Source organism: Halococcus sp. IIIV-5B (genome assembly GCF_003602035.1).
GTDB lineage: Archaea > Halobacteriota > Halobacteria > Halobacteriales > Halococcaceae > Halococcus > Halococcus salsus.
In genome coordinates this window covers 12,945-30,164 of the sequence record NZ_QZWE01000035.1, presented here as the reverse complement: position 1 = coordinate 30,164, position 17,220 = coordinate 12,945, and the positions used below count along the sequence as shown (strand labels likewise).

Genomic DNA, 17,220 nt, shown 5'->3' with positions numbered 1-17,220 from the left:
GGGGGGCCTCACCCCCGCTGCTCACCGCCAGCCCGCTCCCACTCGTCGCGAGCCTCGTCCTGCTCGTGGTCCTGTTGTACCTCTCGCTCCTCCTCGTCCGGGTCTTCGCCGACCAGTGGGGGATCGTCGAACGCCACCACCTCACCCACAACCTCGGGTTCGGCCTCCTCAACTTCCTCGGGGTGTTCGTCGTCGGGCTCGCCGCCCTCGTCGTCAGGCTCGTGCTCGCGGGCCTCTTCGGAATCGTCGGGATCGCGGTCGGTTTCGTCGTCGTCGTGGTCGTCGCGGCGGCGTCGCTGTTCGCGTTCGCGTTCGTCGCGGTGGAGGACGACAACGTCGTGCGGGCGTTCCGGCGGAGCTTCGGCGTGCTCGCGGACGCGCCGCTCGCGGTCGCGGGGCTGGTGGTCGTGCTCGTCCTCGTGAGCGTCGTCCTCCAACTCGTCGGCGGGCTGGTCGTCGGCGTGCTCGGTCCCGTCTCCTTCCTCGCACCGCTGGTCAGCACGCTCGTCGACATGGTTGGGGTCGTCTTCCTCTTCATCGCGGCCGCACGGGCCTACGACCACTGGACGGCCGAGGCGGCCTGAGAACCCTCTCGTCGCTTCTCCGAACTCTCGAAAATCCGACGAACAGGCCGAGGTCCCGTGACGAAGTCTACGCCTGGGCTTCCACGAGCGGCTCGATGGCGATCTCCACCGTCGTCTCCTCGACGTTCCACTCGCGCCGGTGGCCGTCCGCCACCGCCCCGAGCTCCTCGGCGCGAACCTCCGTCTTGATGAGTTCCTCGTGCTCGCGGACGAGGTCGGCGACCCGGTCGTCGGCGATATCGAGGTCGAGCCGGATCCGCGCTTCGAGGTCGAGGTCGAGCTCCTTGCGCATCTCCTGGACGCGCCGGACGACGTCGCGGGCGTAACCCTCGCTCTCGATATCCTCGGTGAGCGCGGTGTCGACGTAGACGGTGCCGCCGCCCTCGGCATCGAACGAACTCCCCGCCACGTCGTTGGGGAGCTCGACCACGAACTCGACCATCTCGTCGGTGATCTCTACTGGGTCGCCGAGCGCGTCGGCCACCGCGTCTTCGAGCGCCGCCAGCGTGGGTTCCTCGATCCGGGCCTCGTTGAGGGCGGTCATCACCTCGCCGGCCTGCTCGCCGAACGCGGGGCCGAGCACCGACATGTCGGCCTCGGCGCTGTAGCGGAGTTCGCCCCACTGCTCGTCGGGGCCGACGATCTCGACGCGGCGGGCGTTGAGCCGGTCCTCGACCATCGCCGAACGCGAGCGCACCGCGTCGGCGACCGCCTCGCTCTCGGTGTCGACGACGACGCGGGTGACGGGCCAGCGGAGCTTGCGTTCGGCCTGCTGGCGCGCCGCCGAACCGGCCTCCTCGACCCCGCGGGCGACCGCTACCTCGCGTTCGAGGTCCGGGTCGCGGTAGTTCGCGTCGGGTTCGGGCCAGTCGCGCATGTGGACGGTGTCGAAGCCCTCGTCGCCGGTGAGCGTGCCGTACATCGACTCGGCCACGAACGGCGCGTAGGGTGCGAGCAACGCGACGACCTCCGAGAGCACCTCGTAGAAGGTGGCGTAGGCCGCCCGCTTCGAGTCGCTGTCGGCCTCCTCCCACATCCGCTCGCGCACGCTCTGGACGTAGAACCGCGAGACGTCCTCGACCACGAAGTCGAGCAGCGCGTTGAGCGCGCGGTCCTGCCGGAACTCCTCCCAGCCTTCGGTCATCTCGGCTTTCACGGTCTGGAGCCGCGAGAGCACCCACTCGTCCTCCAGTTCGAGGGAGACGTCGGCGAGACTCGTTTCGCTCGGATCGAAGCCGTCGAGACGCATGTACGGCAGCGGGAACCGGAAGACGTTCCAGAGGATGTTGAGGGTGCGCTGCATCGTCTCGGTCTCCTCCCACGAGAAGCGCATGTCGTCGCCCTGCGGGGTCACCGAGAGCAGGAACAACCGCATCGGGTCGACGCCGTACTCCGCGATGACCTCGCCGGGTTCGACGGTGATGTTCTTCGACTTCGACATCCCGCGGCCGTCGGGCATGTTGGCGTAGCCGTGCATCAGCACCTGCTCGTAGGGGACCTCCCCGAGCGCCGTGGTCCCCATCGCGAGCTGTGACCAGAACCAGCCGCGGGTCTGGTCGTGGGCCTCCATGATGAGGTCGGCCGGCCAGAGTTCCTCGAACTTTTCCTCCTCTTCGGGATAGTCGAGCGTGCCCCACGAGGCGACCGCCGAGTCGAGCCAGACGTCGAAGACGTCCGGAACGCGGGTGTACGTCTTCCCGTCCTCGGTGATGGTGAGGTCGTCGACGGTCGGGCGGTGGAGGTCGACCGTCTCGGGGTCGATAGACTGATCGACGCGCTCGGCGAGCTCCTCGCGGGTGGCGATCACGATCACCTCGTCCATCCCGCCGGCCCAGTCCTCCGGGGTCCAGATCGGGATCGGGATGCCCCAGTAGCGCTGGCGCGAGGCGTTCCAGTCGGGCGAGCCCTCCACGAAGTCCCGGAAGCGGCCGTCGCGGGCCTCCGGCGGGTACCACTCGGAGTCCTCGATGTTCGCGAGCATCTCGTCTTTGACGTCCGTCACCGTCACGAACCACTGGTCGGTGGCGAGGAAGACGATGTCCGTATCGCACCGCCAGCACTGGCCGTAGTCGTGAGTGTAGGTCTCCTCGGCGAGCAGCGCGCCCCGCTCGTCGAGGTCCGCGATGATCGCCTGGTTCGCGTCGCGAACGAACTCGCCCGCGTACTTCCCGGCCCCGTCGAGGTAGACCCCGTCGTCGCCGACGGGACAGAACACGGGCAGGCCGAGCTCCGAACCGCGCTCGAAGTCCTCCTGACCGTGGCCGGGCGCGGAGTGAACCAATCCAGTCCTGTCGACCTCGACGTAGTCGGCGTGATAGACCTCGAACGCGCCCTCGGTCTCGTCGCGCTCGGGGAGGACGTCCGCCAGCGGGCGCTCGTATTCCCAGCCGAGCAGCTCCTCGCCGGCCACCTCGTCGAGCACCTCGTAGTCGTCGTACCCGCCCTTTCCGAGGACGTCCTCGACCACGCCGTCGGCGAGGTAGAGCACCTCGCTTTCACCTTCCTTTTCGGCCTGTACCTCCAGATACTCGACGTCCTCGTCGACCGCGACGAAGGTGTTCGCGGGGATCGTCCACGGGGTCGTGGTCCAGATCACGAGGCTGCCCTCGCGGTCGCGGAGGGGGAATTTCACGTATATGGAGGGGTCTTCGACCTCGTGGTACTCGACCTCGTTCTTCGCGATGGCGGTCTCACACCGTGGGCACTGGGTGATCGAGCGCTTGCCCTGCTCGACGAGCCCCCGGTCGGCGGCCTCGCCGAAGGCCCACCACGCCGCCTCCATGTACTCGGGGTTCACGGTCCGGTAGGGGTTCTCCCAGTCCATCCAGACGCCGAAGGACTTGAAGTCGCTCTGGAGGCCGTCCAGCTGCTCGTCGGCGTACTCCTTACAGGCCTCGATGAACGGCTCCATTCCGAACTCCTCGATGTCCTTCTTGTTCTCGAAGCCGAGGTTCTCCTCGACGCGGGTCTCGATGGGGAGCCCGTGCATGTCGTAGCCCGGTCGGTCGGTGACGTCGTAGCCGCGCATCCGATGCCAGCGGATGTAGGCGTCCTTCAGGGTCTTGTTCCAGGTCGTGCCCATGTGGGCCGCCCCGGAGGTGTACGGCGGGCCGTCGACGAAGAAGAAGGGCTCGGCGTCGGCACGGTGCTCCGTGGTCTGCTCGTAGGCGTCGACCGCGCCCCAGTAGTCGAACACTCGCTCCTCGACCGCGTCGGGGTCGTACCGCTCCGCGACGTCCTCGAACCTGCTCATGGCGCGACTATCCGGTCGGGGCCTAAAGACTGATTGGTTGTGCAGGTCCGGCTGCCGTAGCCAGACTCAAACCGCCGGATCCAGTAGGACCCGGGTGGCCGAGTATCCCGAACCCGACACGAAACACCCGCTCGCCGCCGACTGCCGGCGATGTCCCGCGCTGGTCGAGGCCCGCGAGTGCATCTCGTGGGGCAACGGCCCGCTCGACGCCGACATCGTGGTTGTCGGCGAGGCACCCGGCGCGGGAACGCCCGAGGCGGACCTGTGGAAGGGCGGCAATTTCACAGGACTAGCCTACACCGCGCGCCACTCCGGGCGCAAAATTCGAGAGATGATGGCGGACCTCGGCTATCGGGACGCGTGCTACTACACCAACGCGGTGAAGTGTTTCCCGTCGGACGGTGAGGGCTCGAACCGCGAACCGACGGACGAGGAACACGAGAACTGCCGGCCGTATCTCGAACGGGAGATCCGGGAGATCGAACCCCGAGCGGTGGTCGCCACCGGAAAACACGCCACGACGAGTTTGCTCGCCACTGAAGACCGGGAACTCGACGGGTTCGTCGACTCGATCCTCGACCCCGTTGCGCTTCCCGGCCTGAACACGACCCTCGTGCCGATCCTCCACCCTTCCTACCAAGAGATCTGGATCTCCCGGCTCGGCTACACCCACGAATCGTATCTCGACGCGGTCCGGGAGACGCTCGCGGCGGTCGAGTGAGCGACACCGAATCGAACGGGATCCGAAACTTCCTCGGTCCGTCCCAGCACGGATTTCCCATGGATCGACGATATCGCTGGCTCCCCGTGGTCGCCTTCGCCGTCGTCGTCTTCGTGGGATCGGTCGTCCCGCTCCCCGGCGGCGAGACCACGCTCGGTCCGTTCGGGCTCGTTGGCGCGGACAAGTACACCCACGCCTTTGCCTACTTCTGTCTCGGCGGGGCGCTGGCGTTCGCGCTCGCGCCGGACCGGCGCTGGGTCGCGGTGGCCGCGCTCGCGGTCGTCGTCACCTCGCTCTACGGCGGTGGGATCGAGGTCGTCCAGGGCTTCGTCGGGCGCGATCCCTCCCTGCTCGACTGGGGTGCGGATATCCTCGGCGCGGTCGTCGGTGTGGCGCTCGCCACTGGATTCGACCACGTGTTACGACGGCGACCGTGGACCGAACGATGATCTCCGCGTTTGTGAGTGCCTGAACTGCGGCGGAGTGACGAAGTGGCTTAGGGGTGCGAGACGAGGGTCTTCCCAATGGAGTTCGCAGAACTGAACTCGGCCGTTGGCTTCGGGTTGGTCACGATGGTGGCGTGGGGCGTCTGGATCGTCGTCGGCAACGCCGCGTCGGAATCGATCGACCCCAGAACTGCGGCCGCCATCTCGTATCTGACGGCGGGGCTCCTCGCGCTCGGCTTCGTGCTCGTCTCGGACGCATCGCTCGCCGTCACGATGCGGGGTGGAGTCCTCGCTGGTGTCGCTGGTGTGTTCACCGGGATCGGCCTCATCTCGATGTACATGGGGTTCGCGCACGGCTCGACGACGGTCGTCTCGACGCTGGGTGCCATGTACTTCATCGTCGCGGCCGTCATCAGTATGGGCGTGCTCGGGGAGGCGGTCACGATCACGAGGGTCGTCGGCATCGCGTTCGCCGTGGTCGGCGTGGTGCTGGTCGCGCGATAGCGCTCGATGCGCCCCGAACCGGGTCAGACTTCCTTGATCTGTCCGGAGTCCGAGGACTCGCGGAGGATGAACGGCCCGATCGTCAACGTTCGCTGTGAGACGGTGATCAGCCGAAAGATGAACGCGACGAGGACGGCGAACGGGAACAGGCCGATCATCGCCACGAAACTGATCACCAGAAACGCGACGTCGATACCGACGACGCTGCCGCTGAACCGGTTCACGTCGAACGCGAAGCTCATGTACGCCGAGACGCCCAGGGCCGGCATCACCGTATAGAGCAGCACGCGGGAGACATCGATCAGTTCGTGTTGGTAGTAGATGAGTTTGAAGTACTGCCGCGCCGGTCCGAACAGCTGGAGGTTCCGAACGAGTGCGTCGAGCCGCTCCTCGGTCCGTTCGGCGATCGCCCCAGTGTGCTTGTCCTGGAGTCGGCGGCCCGTCCGGACCTTCCAGGAGTAGTTGTAATCGAGGATCGCCGAGACGACGTCGAACGAACCGAACTCGGCGGTCTCCAGGTCCGCGTCGATCTGCTGGCTGTGGTCGGTGACGACCTCGGCGAACTCGGCGACCTGGGCCGTCGCCTCGTCGTCGGCGTCGTCCGCGACGGACTCCTGGACGCGTGTCGCCTTCTCCTCGACGGCCCTGATCAGCGTCCGGAGGAACCCGGCCGGCGTCGCCGGGCTCACCCCGACCCCCGCTGATTGCTCGACGTCGCCCCGAAACGAGACTTCGGACAGCATCTTCTCGCGCTGCTCGCCCAGATGTCCCATCTCCTGTGAGAGGATCAGCTGTCCGATCGCCAGGGTCAGCGCGACGCTCGTTACGATCGCCAGGAAGATCGACTGAAACAGCGACGCGATCGTGCTGTTGTCGAACGCGTCGGCGACCGACCCGGAGACGAACACGCCGGCGAGGACGACGATGGCGAAGGTGACCAACAGCAACACCCCGCTTACCAACCAGCGATTGCCTTCGACGAGAAACCACATCTTCGCCCGACTGTAACCGACCCGCTCGCGCATCGTGTTCGCCGGCGGAGCGATGGTCTCCGTCTCCGTCTCGGTCTTTTCCATCCAACCGCCCTACTGCCCTGAGCGGATTGAGGGTTCCGTGTCGTATCGCCCAAATCCCTCGAAAGTGGGTTCGTATCCGGCCCACTCCCTGCCTCCTACATCGCTAAATAGTTGCGTAGCGTACGTGGCGGGATGAATACACCAGTCCTCACGCTCTCACGAACCGTTCGGGTCGTCGCTGGACTGGCCGGTCTCTCCGGGGCGGCCGGATTGCTGCGGCTGATGGGTGCGTTCGGTCCGGTTTCCTGCTGGACGAGCGTGTCGGCCGGTGGGACGGCGACCAGCGCAGGCGGCCTCGATTCTACTAGGACCACGGTTGCCCGCGGCTGTGAGGCGGGTATCGACTACCTCCTCGGAGGTGGTGGCGGCAACGCCGGCGTGCTCTTCTTCTGGGCGGTGGTTCTCCTCGTGCTCGTCACCGTGGGTGGCGTCGCCGCCTGGACGGGACATCGGTACGTCACCTCGATGGCCGCCGGCGTCGGCGCGGTCGTTTCGATCCTCGGTCTGTGGAGCATCGGCTGGTACTTCATGCTCCCGACGGTGTTCCTCATCGCCGCTGCGCTCGCTCTCACCGTCGACGCACGTCGGGCTTCCGATGGGACGCAGGCGACCAAAACTTAGTGTCCGTGTCGCCTTTGGAGGATCGACCGATGAGTAGTATGAGGGTTTCCGACACTTTCGACACCCTTCTGTCTGCGAAAGCACGCACAGCGCCCTGTGGGCGCGAGCAGGACTGTTGGAGGAGGTGGATACGCGGTCGAGCTTTGGCCGGCCCGGAGGGGCCGGGACTCTTTAGCAGGACTGTCGTGGTTGCCGTCCCAATCGCGTGCGAGGAACGCACGTGCTGGGACAGTAGCGGTACTGTATGTTTTTTGACGCTCTGTATCGCTTCTTGGCTATTGAGTTGAACCCCTGCCAACAACCAAGCGACTACCGACAGGGTAGCACAAGGGACGATGATCGGTCTAGGGAGATTCCAGCTCGTCAGCGGATGTAGTTTCAATACCAGCTTCTTCAAATCTGCGGAGGACACGTTCTAATGGGGCGTCTCCCCCAAGAAATCTCGGTGATAACAAGATACTGCGGATCTTCTTTTCTCCATCTTTTTCATAGATGATGGAAAAATTAGGACGACGGATCGTCCCTCCCTCGTCGTAAACAATTATCTTAATGGCATCTCTCGGGATCGTTTTCTCTCGACTGATTTGTGGTCTGAGGAACTTGTTGATCGAGAATGCCACTATCACATAGGCAACCAGAATCAATATCCCAACCAATACTATGACCCGAATACCAGGAGGGTAGCCCACTACCGCTGCAAGGGCGAGGAATGCAACAGTTAAGATCAGTCCCCAAGAGATCACCCTACTCTGTTGGTGCAAACGCTGCATAGCGTTGATGATCGAGAGGTCAGTTTCAACCACCCCATCCTTGATTACTACATGCCCACCCGCGACAGGCAAACGTTCCATTGAACCACGAACAGCGTAGCAAGCCGAAATAACCACCGCATACCAAGCGGGATATCAAAGGATGTAGCTCCTCCTGCTCATACGGAACACTCCTCGCTTCGACGGGGCAGGACGAGTATTAATAGGAGCTCGTTGAGAACTGTTTTCATGCAACTGCACGGGATTTCATGCCGATAGAATCCGTCTCCCCCCCGTCACACATCAAGTCAACTCACCGATGTGCAACGAATTCCACTCGAATCTGCTTCCGCGTGTAACTTCGATTAGAGACTCGAACGCCAGTAGTCACTCAAAGCAATACTTCTGAGATAGCCACTGTGCAGGGAATTCGCGGTTAGATATGAATTCGAGTCAAGACCAACAACAGGAGTCTCGTTGGTCGATCAATGTCCGACCCTGCACGCCACTGAGGAAGACACTAGATCAGAAGCCGTTGGTCTCTCGATGGGGTTCACGCTGAGGATGCTGGAGAAACGCCACCGGTTTATCCACCACCGCAACGATACTACACCTGTTCGCCACTGACCACCGACCGCCCGGACCGAAGCCGCTTTTCGCGCTGACTTCCTTCCCCACTCAATGAGCCAGCCATCGCCGGAGGTCTACGAGTCCGGACGCGGCATGGACGCCCACAACGCCGCGATGCGCGAGATCCGCGCGCGCAACGACCGGACCTACGACCCCCACGAACCCACGCGGGTCTGGGTCGACGAGGACAACACGCCCGACGGCGTGCGCCAGTCGCTGACGATCATCCTGAACACGGGTGGGTGTCGGTGGGCGCGGGCGGGCGGCTGTACGATGTGCGGCTACGTCGCCGAGTCCGTCGAGGGCGGCACCGTCCCGCACGAGGCGCTCGTCGACCAGTTGGAGGCCTGTCTCGAACACGAACGCGAGAACGCCGACGAGCCCTGCCCGCTGATCAAGATCTACACCTCGGGGAGCTTCCTCGACGAGCGCGAGGTGCCCGCCGCGGCGCGCGAAGCGGTCGCCGAGGCCTTCGCCGACCGCGAGCGGATCGTGCTCGAATCGCTGCCCGACTTCGTCCAGCCCGAGCGCCTCGCCGACTTCACCGAGAAGGGACTCGCGGTCGACGTCGCGGTGGGGCTCGAAACCGCCACGGATCGAGTTCGTCACGACTGCGTCAACAAGTACTTCGACTTCGCCGACTTCGTCGCGGCGAGCGAGCGCGCGGACGCGGCGGGCGTGGGCATCAAGGCCTACCTCCTGATGAAACCGCCCTTCCTCACCGAGTCGGAGGCCGTCGCGGACATGGTCTCCTCCGTCGAGCGCTGTGCCGAGTACGCCCACACCGTCTCGATGAACCCCTGTAACGTCCAGCGCCACACGATGGTCGAGGAGCTCTACCACGACGGCGGCTACCGCCCGCCGTGGCTCTGGTCGGTCGCCGAAGTCCTCCGCGAGACCGCCGACGCGGACGCCATCGTGATCTCCGACCCGGTGGGCCACGGCTCGGACCGTGGGCCTCACAACTGCGGCGAGTGCGACGACCACGTGCAGACCGCTATCAAGGACTTCGACCTCCGACAGGATCCTACTGTCTTCGACCAGGTCTCCTGTGAGTGCGAGGCGACCTGGAACGTAGTGATGGAGCGCGAGCGGAGCTACGGGATGCCGCTGACGAACTGAGGTGGGTTACACCGCCTCGTCGGGGTCGTATTTCTCGGCCATCCGAGCGGCCTCCGTCGCGTAGCGCTCGCGGGTCTCGGGGTCCGAGACCTCCCCGAGGTTGTCGGGGTCGACGTCGAGCGCCGCGGTGGTCTCGCGCCCTCCGCCGCCGGGCATCTGGAGCGCGCGTTCCTTGCGATAGTCGCGTTCGCCGTCGGGGGTCGCGTAGGTCAACACGATGAGGTTCGGGAGGTCCTCGGCGAAGGTGCGCTCGACCAGCCAGACGCGGACGGTGTCGTCGGTCATCGCGCCGCGGTACGAACGGCCCGTGGTTAGGTCTGTTCGTCGCCGCACCGGCGGACGGATCGCCCGTACGAACCGACCGCACCCGGTCGCACCTTCGGGCTATCGCCGTCCCGGGTGGCGAAACATCGATGCGCGTTCTCGACCGCCGATTCCGAAACGATCGTCCACGAGGGATGGGGTCCGGGTCGGGACGTGCCCAGAACGTTGAAGCCGATAGGCATGGATCGATGGATCGATGAGCATTCGTACCGCGGTCGTTCTCGCGGCCGGCGAGGGCAACCGGCTGCGCCCGCTGACGCACAACCGCCCGAAGCCCATGCTACCCGCGGCGAACAGACCCGTCCTCGAGTACGTCTTCGACGCGCTGATCGACGCCGGGGTCGAGGAGATCGCGGTCGTGATCGGCTACAAGCGCGACCGGGTCCAGGAACACTTCGGCCCGACCTACCGCGACGTTCCGATCGAGTACGTCACCCAGGAGAAACAGCTCGGCAGCGGTCACGCCCTGCGCTGTGCCGAATCGGCCGTTGACGAGCCGTTCTTGCTGGTGAACGGCGACCGCGTCATCGAGTCCGGGCTGGTCCAGGACGTGGTGGCGGAGTTCGAGACCTACCCCGACGCCGCCGCCACGCTCGGCGTGCTCGAACACCGCGACGCCAGGCGCTACGGTGCGGTCGCGCTCTCGGAGGGCCGGATCGAGAAACTCGTCGAGAAACCCGACTCCGACGACTACCGCCTGATCAACGCCGGTGTCTACGCCTTCCGAACCTCGATCTTCGACGCCATCGGCGAGACCGAGCGCCGCGACGGCGAACTCCAGCTCACCGACACCCTCGCGCGCCTCATCGACGACGGCGAGGACGTCCGGGGGGTCCGGGTCGACGGCCTCTCGCCCCACGCCACCTACCCGTGGGACCTCCTCACCGTGACCCGGGAGATCCTCGCGCGCGGCCGGGTCGACGAGCCCGTCCGCGAGCAGGGCGTCTGGGTCGACGAGACGGCGCTGGTCCACGACGACGCCACCCTCCAGGCCCCGGTGGTCGTCGGGTCGGACTGCGAGGTCGGTCCGGGTGCGGTCGTCGGGCCGAACGTCGCGCTCGGGCGGAACGTCACGGTCGAGGCGAACGCCACGGTCGAGCGCACGGTACTGGATTCGGACACCCGGATCGGACCCGGGAGTACGGTGCTCGACTGCGTGGTCGGCGAGGACGTCACGCTGGGCGCGGGGAGCATCGTCCCCGGCGGGCCCGCGGACGTCCGCGTCGGCAGGCGAGTGTTCGAGGACCGCCAGCTCGGTGCGGTGGTCGCCGACCGCGTCACCGCGGGCGGGATGGTCGGCTTCGAGCCGGGAACCCTCGTGGGCCCCGGCGCACACCTCCACACGGGGGTTCGGGTGCGCGGTGAGGTCGTCGCCGACGCGGAGGTGATGAGCTGATGTGTGGCGTGATCGGCTGCGTCGGACGGCCCGACGAGACGCTCGACGTGTTGATGCACGGCCTCTCGAAGCTCGAATACCGGGGCTACGACTCGGCGGGCGTCGCGCTCGCCAACGGCTCCGTCGAGATAGAAAAGCGCGCGGGCAAGCTCGAAAACCTCGAAGCCGCGCTCGACGGTGTCAGCCTCGAAGGGGCGGTTGGGATCGGCCACACCCGGTGGTCCACCCACGGCCCGCCGAACGACCGCAACGCCCACCCGCACGCCGACTGCGAGGGTCAAGTCGCGGTGCTCCACAACGGCATCATCGAGAACTACCAGGGGATCAAGGACGAACTCCAGGCCGCGGGCCACGAGTTCGAGAGCGACACCGACACCGAAGTGGTCCCCCACCTCATCGAGTCGGCGCTCGCCGACGGCGCGACGGAGGAGGACGCCTTCCGGGCGGCGATCCGGCGGATCGAGGGGAGCTACGCCATCGCGGCGGTGTTCGCCGACCACGAGGCGGTCTACTGCGCTCGCCAGGACTCACCTCTCGTACTCGGCGTCGGCGACGACGCGACCTACCTCGGGAGCGACGTCCCGGCCTTCCGGGCGTTCACCGACCGCGTGGTCTACCTCGAGGACGGCGAACTCGCGCGGATCGACGAGGACGGCTGGGCGGTCTCGACCCTCGACGGCGAGCCGGTCGAGAAGAGCATCAACACGGTGAACTGGGACCCCGAAGACACCGGGAAGAGCGGCTACGACCACTTCATGCTGAAGGAGATCCACGAACAGCCCCGGTCGCTCCGGCAGTGTCTCCAGGGCCGGGTCGACGAACTCGGCGGACAGGTCGAGCTCGAGGAGCTCGCTGGCGTCGACCCGACCAGCGTCCAGTTCGTCGCCTGTGGCACCTCCTACCACGCCGCGCTCTACGGCGCGCGGCTGTTCCAGGAGGCCGGGATCCCGGCCCAAGCGTTCCTCGCGAGCGAGTACGTCACCGCGCCGCCGCCGGTCGACGACGCGCTCGTGGTCGGTGTCACACAGAGCGGCGAGACCGCCGACACCCTGAGCGCGCTCCGGGCGGCCAAACGTCTCGGCGCGCGCACCCTCGCGCTCACCAACGTCGTCGGCTCGACCGTCGCGCGCGAGTGCGACCACGTGCTCTACATCCGGGCGGGCCCGGAGATCGGCGTCGCGGCCTCGAAGACGTTCGCCTCCCAGCTCGTGACGCTCAACCTCTTCGCGCTCGCCGTCACCGACGACCACGACCGCGAGACTATCGGCTCGCTTCGGGATCTTCCCAGTACGGTGCAGGCGATCCTCGACGACTCGACCGCCGCCGAGGTCGCGACGGCGTACCTCGACGCCGACGCCTACTTCTTCATCGGTCGGGGGCTGAACCACCCGGTGGCGCTCGAAGGCGCGCTGAAGCTCAAGGAGATCACCTACCGCCACGCCGAGGGGTTCGCCGCGGGCGAACTCAAACACGGCCCGCTCGCGCTCGTCACCGACAACACCCCCGTCATCGCGGTCGCCACCGGCGACGGCGAGTTCGCCAGGAAGACCGTGGGCAACGTCAAGGAGGTCGAGGCGCGCGACGCACCCGTGATCGCCGTCACCGACGGCCAGTCGGACATCGAACGCTACGCCGACCACGTGCTCTCCGTGCCCGAGACCCACCCGCGGACCGCGGCGGTGCTCGCGAGCGTCCAGCTCCAACTGTTCGCCTACCACACCGCCGCCGACCTCGGCCGCTCGATCGACAAACCCCGCAACCTCGCCAAGAGCGTCACCGTCGAGTAGGTCGGCGCTCGTCCACGTCCGTCCGCAGCGGTTCGCCCCGCCCGCCCCGTTCGTCGGTTTCGAGCAGCCGTTCAGTTTCTCGTTCGACCTCGGTTTCGTCGGTCTCGGCTTCGTCGACCTCGCGGAGGTCGGGCGCACCGTCCACGTCGTGAGGGGAACGTTTTTCTCGCTCTGGAAAGTTACTCGGATAGCGAGTAACAATGTCGATCATCGTCACCGGGGCAGACGGCTACGTCGGGTGGCCGACCGCCCTCAGGATCGCGGACCGTACCGATCAGCGCGTCATCTGTGTCGACAACGGCGGCCGTCGCGAGTGGGTCGCGTCGGTCGGCGGGGTAAGCACCACGGCCGTCGCCTCGATCGAGGAGCGGGTCGCGGCCGCCGCGGAGCACGGCTACCGCAACCTCTCGTTCGTCGAGGGCGACCTCGCGGACCGGGCGTTCGTCGACCAGCTGCTGGCGGTCCACGAACCGACCGCCGTGGTCCACACCGCCGCCCAGCCCTCCGCACCCTACTCCCAGATCGACGGCGAGCGCGCGAACTTCACCCAGCACAACAACATGCAGGCCACCCGAAACCTCCTCTGGGGGCTCCACGAGGCCGGGCTCTCGGACGCCCACTTCATCGAGACCACCACCACGGGGGTCTACGGCGCGCCGGAGTTCCCGATCCCGGAGGGCGGTGCGACGATGGAGAACGAGGGTGAGCGCGACGAGGTGCCGTTCCCGGCGATGGCGGGGAGCTGGTATCACCTCTCGAAGTCCCACGACGCCGCCAACCTCCGACTGGCCCACAAACAGTTCGACATCCCGGTCAGCGACGTCCGAACCGCCATCGTCTACGGTGCGGGGACCGAGGAGACGGGGGCCGACGACCGGCTCGGGACTCGGCTCGATTTCGATTACTACTTCGGGGTCGTCGCCCACCGGTTCGCGGCCCAGGCGGTCGCGGGCTATCCCCTGACCGTCTACGGCAAGGGCGAACAGCGAAAGCCATTCGTGAGCCTCGAGGACACCGTCGAGGGGCTCGCGCGGCTCGCGCTCGTCGACCCCGACGAGCGACCCGACTCACATACGGTCTACAACCAGACCACGCGGGCGATCAGCATCGTCGAGATCGCCGAAACCATCGCCGACGTCGGTGCGGAGTTCGACCTCGACATCACCGTGGAACACGTCGAGAACCCGCGTGAGGAGGACGAGACCCACCAGATGGAGATCGAGTACGAGAAGTACGACGACCTGATCGGCGGGAGCGCGGTGGGCTTCGAGGCCGGGATGCGGGACGTGCTCGGCGCGATGGTCGAGCGCCAGGAGGTCGTCGAGGCCCACGAGGACCGGTTCCTGCCGGACGCGCTGGAGTCCTGATGGACGTCCTCGTCACCGGCGGCTGTGGCTACATCGGGAGCGCCCTGGTGCCGCTGCTCCGCGACGACGAGCGGGTCGGGCGGGTCGTGGTGCTCGACGACCTCTCTAGCGGGTCGCCCCGGACGCTGATGGGCTGTCTCGACGGGGTCGAGTTCCGCGAGGGCGACGTTCGGGAGTACGGGGCCGTCGAGAGCGCGGTCCGCGACGTCGACGGCGTCGTCCACCTCGCGGCGATCACCGGTGCGGACAGCACCCATGACCGACGCGAGGAGACCTATGCGACCAATCTCGACGGTACCGAGAACGTCCTGACCGCGGCGCGAAAGGTCGGGGTCGAGCGGGTCGTGGTCGCGTCGTCGTGTAACATCTACGGCCGGGCGACCAGCACCGACATCGACGAGACGACCAGCCCGGACCCGATCAATCCCTACGCCGAGACCAAGGCCGCCGCCGAGGACCTCCTGGCGGAGGTCACCGCCGAGTCGTCGATGACGGGGACGGCGCTCCGTCTCAGCACCGTCTACGGCGACGCGCCGGGGATCCGGTTCAACCTCGTGGTGAACACGTTCGTCTTCCGGGCGCTCACCGGTCGGCCGCTGACCGTCTACGGCGACGGTTCGAACTGGCGGCCGTTCATCCACGTTGCGGACGCCGCGCGGGCCTACCGCGACGCCGTGCTCCGACCCGAGGACTGGAGCGACCCCGTCTACAACGTCGGCGCGAACGCCGAGAACTATCGGGTCCGGGAGATCGCCGAGGTCGTGAGCGAGGAGGTCGGTACACCGGACGTGACCTACCTCGAAGACGAACACCCGGGGCCGTCCTACCACGTCAACTTCGACCGGGTGGCCGAGACGAGCTTCGAACCCGAGTACACCCTCCGCGAGGGCGTTCGCGAGCTCGCCGGGAGGTTCGCCACATGAGCGACGCGACGCCCCCCACGATCGCCATCACCGGCGCGGGGGGCTACATCGGGAGCTGTGTGATCAAACGCCTCCGCGAGGCCCACCCCGATTGGGAGCTGACGGCGCTCGACAACTTCTACGTCGGCGACCTCCGGGCGGTCGAGGGGGTCGCGATCGACCACGTCGACATCCGGGACCGCGACCGGCTGGAGGCCGCGCTCGACGGGGCGGACATCGTGCTCCACCTCGCGGCGATCAGCGGCGTCGACGACTGCGCCACGAACCCCGACCTGGCCTTCGAGGTCAACGTCCAGGGCACCGAGAACGTGGCGTGGTTCTGCCGGAAACACGAGGTGGGCCTCGTCTTCCCGTACAGCATGGGCGTCATCGGCGACCCCGAGGACTTCCCGATCACGATCGACCACCCGCGACACCCGCTCAACTGGTACGGCCGGACGAAACTCCTCTCCGAGCGCACCATCGAGACGATGGCCGAGGGCGCGTTCCCGGCCCACCTGTTCATGAAGTCGAACCTCTACGGCGACCACACCGTGGACGGAACGCGGGTCTCGAAGGGGACGGTGACGAACTTCTTCCTCGACCGCGCGCTCGCGGGCGAGACGCTCACCGTCTACGAGCCCGGCACCCAGTCGCGCAACTATCTCCACGTCAAGGACGTCGCGCGGGCCTACGTCAAGAGCGCCGAGCGGATGGTCGAGGAGCTCGCGGCGGGCGAGACTGGTGCGACGAGCTACGAACTCGGAAGCGACGAGGACCCGAGCGTCCACGAGGTCGCCGAACTCGTCGCAAGGATCGCAAAGGAGGAACGCGGCACCGAGGTCGACATCGAACTCGTCGAGAACCCGCGAGCGGGCGAGACGATGGTCGACTCCTTCGCGGTCGACACGACCCGGGCGCGCGAGGAGCTCGGCTGGGAGACCGAGCACTCGCTCGAAGCCACGATCCGCGAGCGGCTTCGAGCGGAATAGCTACGTTTCGGGGTCGAGTTCGATTATTCGTCTTTGTTCTGGAGCCGCCGTTCGGCCTCGTCGCGGTCCTCGGGGTAGCCGACGTCGATCCGCCAGCCGTCCATCTCGATGGCGTCGATGGTCCGGCCCGAGCGGAGCAGCAGGTCGACGGCCTCCGAGAGCTCGTACTCGCCGCGCCCGGAGGGCTGGACGAGGTGGCAGGCGTGGAAGATCGCGGGCGTGAACGTGTAGAAGCCCGTGAGGACGAGGTTGCTCGGCGGGTCGTCGGGTTTCTCGATGACGTCGGTGACCTCGCCGTCCTCGGTGACGTCACAGACGCCGTACCGACCCGCCTCCTCCATCGGGACCTCCTCGACGAGGAAGGCGGCGTCGGCGCGGTCGGCGCGCTGGCGCTCGACGACGTCCGCGAGGTTGGCCTCGAAGACGTTGTCGCCGAGGATCAACATGAAGTCGTCGTCGATGTGTTCCTCCACCGTGAGCAGGGCGTGGGCCAGTCCGGCCTGCTCGCGCTGGTGGGCGTAGGTGATCGGCACGCCCTGGAACTCGTCGCCGTAGTGGCTGATGATGACCTCCTGCTTGTAGCCGACGACCACGAGGAGTTCGCTCGCGTCGAGCTCGACGAGGCGTTCGAAACAGTGCGTGAGGATGGGCTTTCCGTCGACTTCGACCATCCCCTTCGGTTTGTCGTCGGTGAGCGGCCGGAGCCGGGTCCCCTTCCCGGCGGCCAGCACGACAGCTTGCATGCG

17 protein-coding genes are annotated in these 17,220 nt (G+C 66.6%); 11 read left to right on the top strand and 6 right to left on the bottom strand.

Annotated elements, in window-relative coordinates; genetic code table 11:
* The coding region (locus D3261_RS17140) for a hypothetical protein (protein ID WP_120074469.1) at positions 1-584 on the top strand (584 nt) is incomplete at its 5' end.
* Positions 585-651: 67 nt separating this feature from the next.
* Here D3261_RS17140 and ileS read toward each other — a convergent pair.
* Entirely contained in the window at positions 652-3,837 is a 3,186-nt protein-coding gene (ileS, locus tag D3261_RS17135) for an isoleucine--tRNA ligase (protein ID WP_120074467.1), read from the bottom strand.
* Positions 3,838-3,931: 94 nt separating this feature from the next.
* Here ileS and D3261_RS17130 point away from each other — a divergent pair, with 94 nt between their 5' ends.
* From D3261_RS17130 to D3261_RS17120, 3 genes are all read left to right on the top strand, one after another.
* The gene (locus D3261_RS17130; protein ID WP_120074466.1) at positions 3,932-4,558 is read left to right on the top strand and encodes a uracil-DNA glycosylase family protein; all 627 of its coding nucleotides are present in this window, start codon (positions 3,932-3,934) and stop codon (positions 4,556-4,558) included.
* Positions 4,555-5,007, top strand: coding sequence for a VanZ family protein (locus D3261_RS17125; RefSeq protein ID WP_233554025.1), 453 nt, complete (start codon positions 4,555-4,557; stop codon positions 5,005-5,007). The genes D3261_RS17130 and D3261_RS17125 overlap by 4 nt, the downstream gene beginning before the upstream one ends.
* A gap of 75 nt (positions 5,008-5,082) precedes the next feature.
* Positions 5,083-5,508 (top strand): EamA family transporter, encoded by a 426-nt coding sequence (locus D3261_RS17120; protein WP_120074464.1) that lies wholly within the window; start codon positions 5,083-5,085, stop codon positions 5,506-5,508.
* A 23-nt stretch (positions 5,509-5,531) separates the two neighbouring features.
* Here the strand turns inward: D3261_RS17120 and D3261_RS17115 are convergent, their stop codons facing one another.
* Positions 5,532-6,584, bottom strand: a complete 1,053-nt coding sequence (locus tag D3261_RS17115; RefSeq protein WP_120074462.1) for a hypothetical protein — start codon at positions 6,582-6,584, stop codon at positions 5,532-5,534.
* Between the two features lie 132 nt (positions 6,585-6,716).
* Here D3261_RS17115 and D3261_RS17110 point away from each other — a divergent pair, with 132 nt between their 5' ends.
* On the top strand, positions 6,717-7,205 hold the full coding sequence (locus D3261_RS17110; protein ID WP_120074461.1) for a hypothetical protein: 489 nt from the start codon (positions 6,717-6,719) through the stop codon (positions 7,203-7,205).
* A 344-nt stretch (positions 7,206-7,549) separates the two neighbouring features.
* Here the strand turns inward: D3261_RS17110 and D3261_RS17105 are convergent, their stop codons facing one another.
* On the bottom strand, positions 7,550-8,056 hold the full coding sequence (locus D3261_RS17105) for a hypothetical protein (protein WP_120074459.1): 507 nt from the start codon (positions 8,054-8,056) through the stop codon (positions 7,550-7,552).
* A gap of 579 nt (positions 8,057-8,635) precedes the next feature.
* Here D3261_RS17105 and D3261_RS17100 point away from each other — a divergent pair.
* Complete coding sequence (locus D3261_RS17100) at positions 8,636-9,706, top strand: archaeosine biosynthesis radical SAM protein RaSEA (protein ID WP_120074457.1); 1,071 nt, start codon at positions 8,636-8,638, stop codon at positions 9,704-9,706.
* A 6-nt stretch (positions 9,707-9,712) separates the two neighbouring features.
* Here the strand turns inward: D3261_RS17100 and D3261_RS17095 are convergent, their stop codons facing one another.
* Positions 9,713-9,991, bottom strand: coding sequence for a hypothetical protein (locus D3261_RS17095; RefSeq protein ID WP_120074455.1), 279 nt, complete (start codon positions 9,989-9,991; stop codon positions 9,713-9,715).
* A gap of 235 nt (positions 9,992-10,226) precedes the next feature.
* On the opposite strand from D3261_RS17095, the gene D3261_RS17085 reads away from it, so the two are divergent.
* Positions 10,227-11,426 (top strand): sugar phosphate nucleotidyltransferase, encoded by a 1,200-nt coding sequence (locus tag D3261_RS17085; protein ID WP_120074451.1) that lies wholly within the window; start codon positions 10,227-10,229, stop codon positions 11,424-11,426.
* Entirely contained in the window at positions 11,426-13,213 is a 1,788-nt protein-coding gene (gene glmS / locus D3261_RS17080; protein WP_120074449.1) for a glutamine--fructose-6-phosphate transaminase (isomerizing), read from the top strand. The genes D3261_RS17085 and glmS overlap by 1 nt, the downstream gene beginning before the upstream one ends.
* On the opposite strand, the gene D3261_RS20120 is transcribed toward glmS, so the two are convergent.
* Positions 13,200-13,358 carry a hypothetical protein gene (locus D3261_RS20120; RefSeq protein WP_158589410.1) on the bottom strand — a complete coding sequence of 53 codons (159 nt, stop codon included), beginning with the start codon at positions 13,356-13,358 and terminating at the stop codon, positions 13,200-13,202. The genes glmS and D3261_RS20120 overlap by 14 nt on opposite strands.
* 55 nt (positions 13,359-13,413) lie before the next feature.
* Between D3261_RS20120 and D3261_RS17075 the strand changes: the two genes are divergently transcribed.
* Genes D3261_RS17075 through D3261_RS17065 form a run of 3 tightly spaced genes read left to right on the top strand, consistent with a single transcriptional unit; the run spans position 13,414 to position 16,474 of the window.
* Positions 13,414-14,580: an NAD-dependent epimerase/dehydratase family protein gene (locus D3261_RS17075; RefSeq protein WP_120074447.1), complete on the top strand. Its 1,167-nt coding sequence runs from the start codon at positions 13,414-13,416 to the stop codon at positions 14,578-14,580.
* Positions 14,580-15,503 (top strand): NAD(P)-dependent oxidoreductase, encoded by a 924-nt coding sequence (locus D3261_RS17070; RefSeq protein ID WP_120074445.1) that lies wholly within the window; start codon positions 14,580-14,582, stop codon positions 15,501-15,503. Before D3261_RS17075 ends, D3261_RS17070 begins: the two co-directional genes overlap by 1 nt.
* Positions 15,500-16,474 (top strand): NAD(P)-dependent oxidoreductase, encoded by a 975-nt coding sequence (locus D3261_RS17065; RefSeq protein WP_120074444.1) that lies wholly within the window; start codon positions 15,500-15,502, stop codon positions 16,472-16,474. The genes D3261_RS17070 and D3261_RS17065 overlap by 4 nt, the downstream gene beginning before the upstream one ends.
* Before the next feature lie 23 nt (positions 16,475-16,497).
* On the opposite strand, the gene aglF is transcribed toward D3261_RS17065, so the two are convergent.
* On the bottom strand, positions 16,498-17,217 hold the full coding sequence (gene aglF / locus D3261_RS17060; RefSeq protein WP_120074442.1) for a UTP--glucose-1-phosphate uridylyltransferase AglF: 720 nt from the start codon (positions 17,215-17,217) through the stop codon (positions 16,498-16,500).
* Between the last annotated feature and the right edge of the window lie 3 nt (positions 17,218-17,220).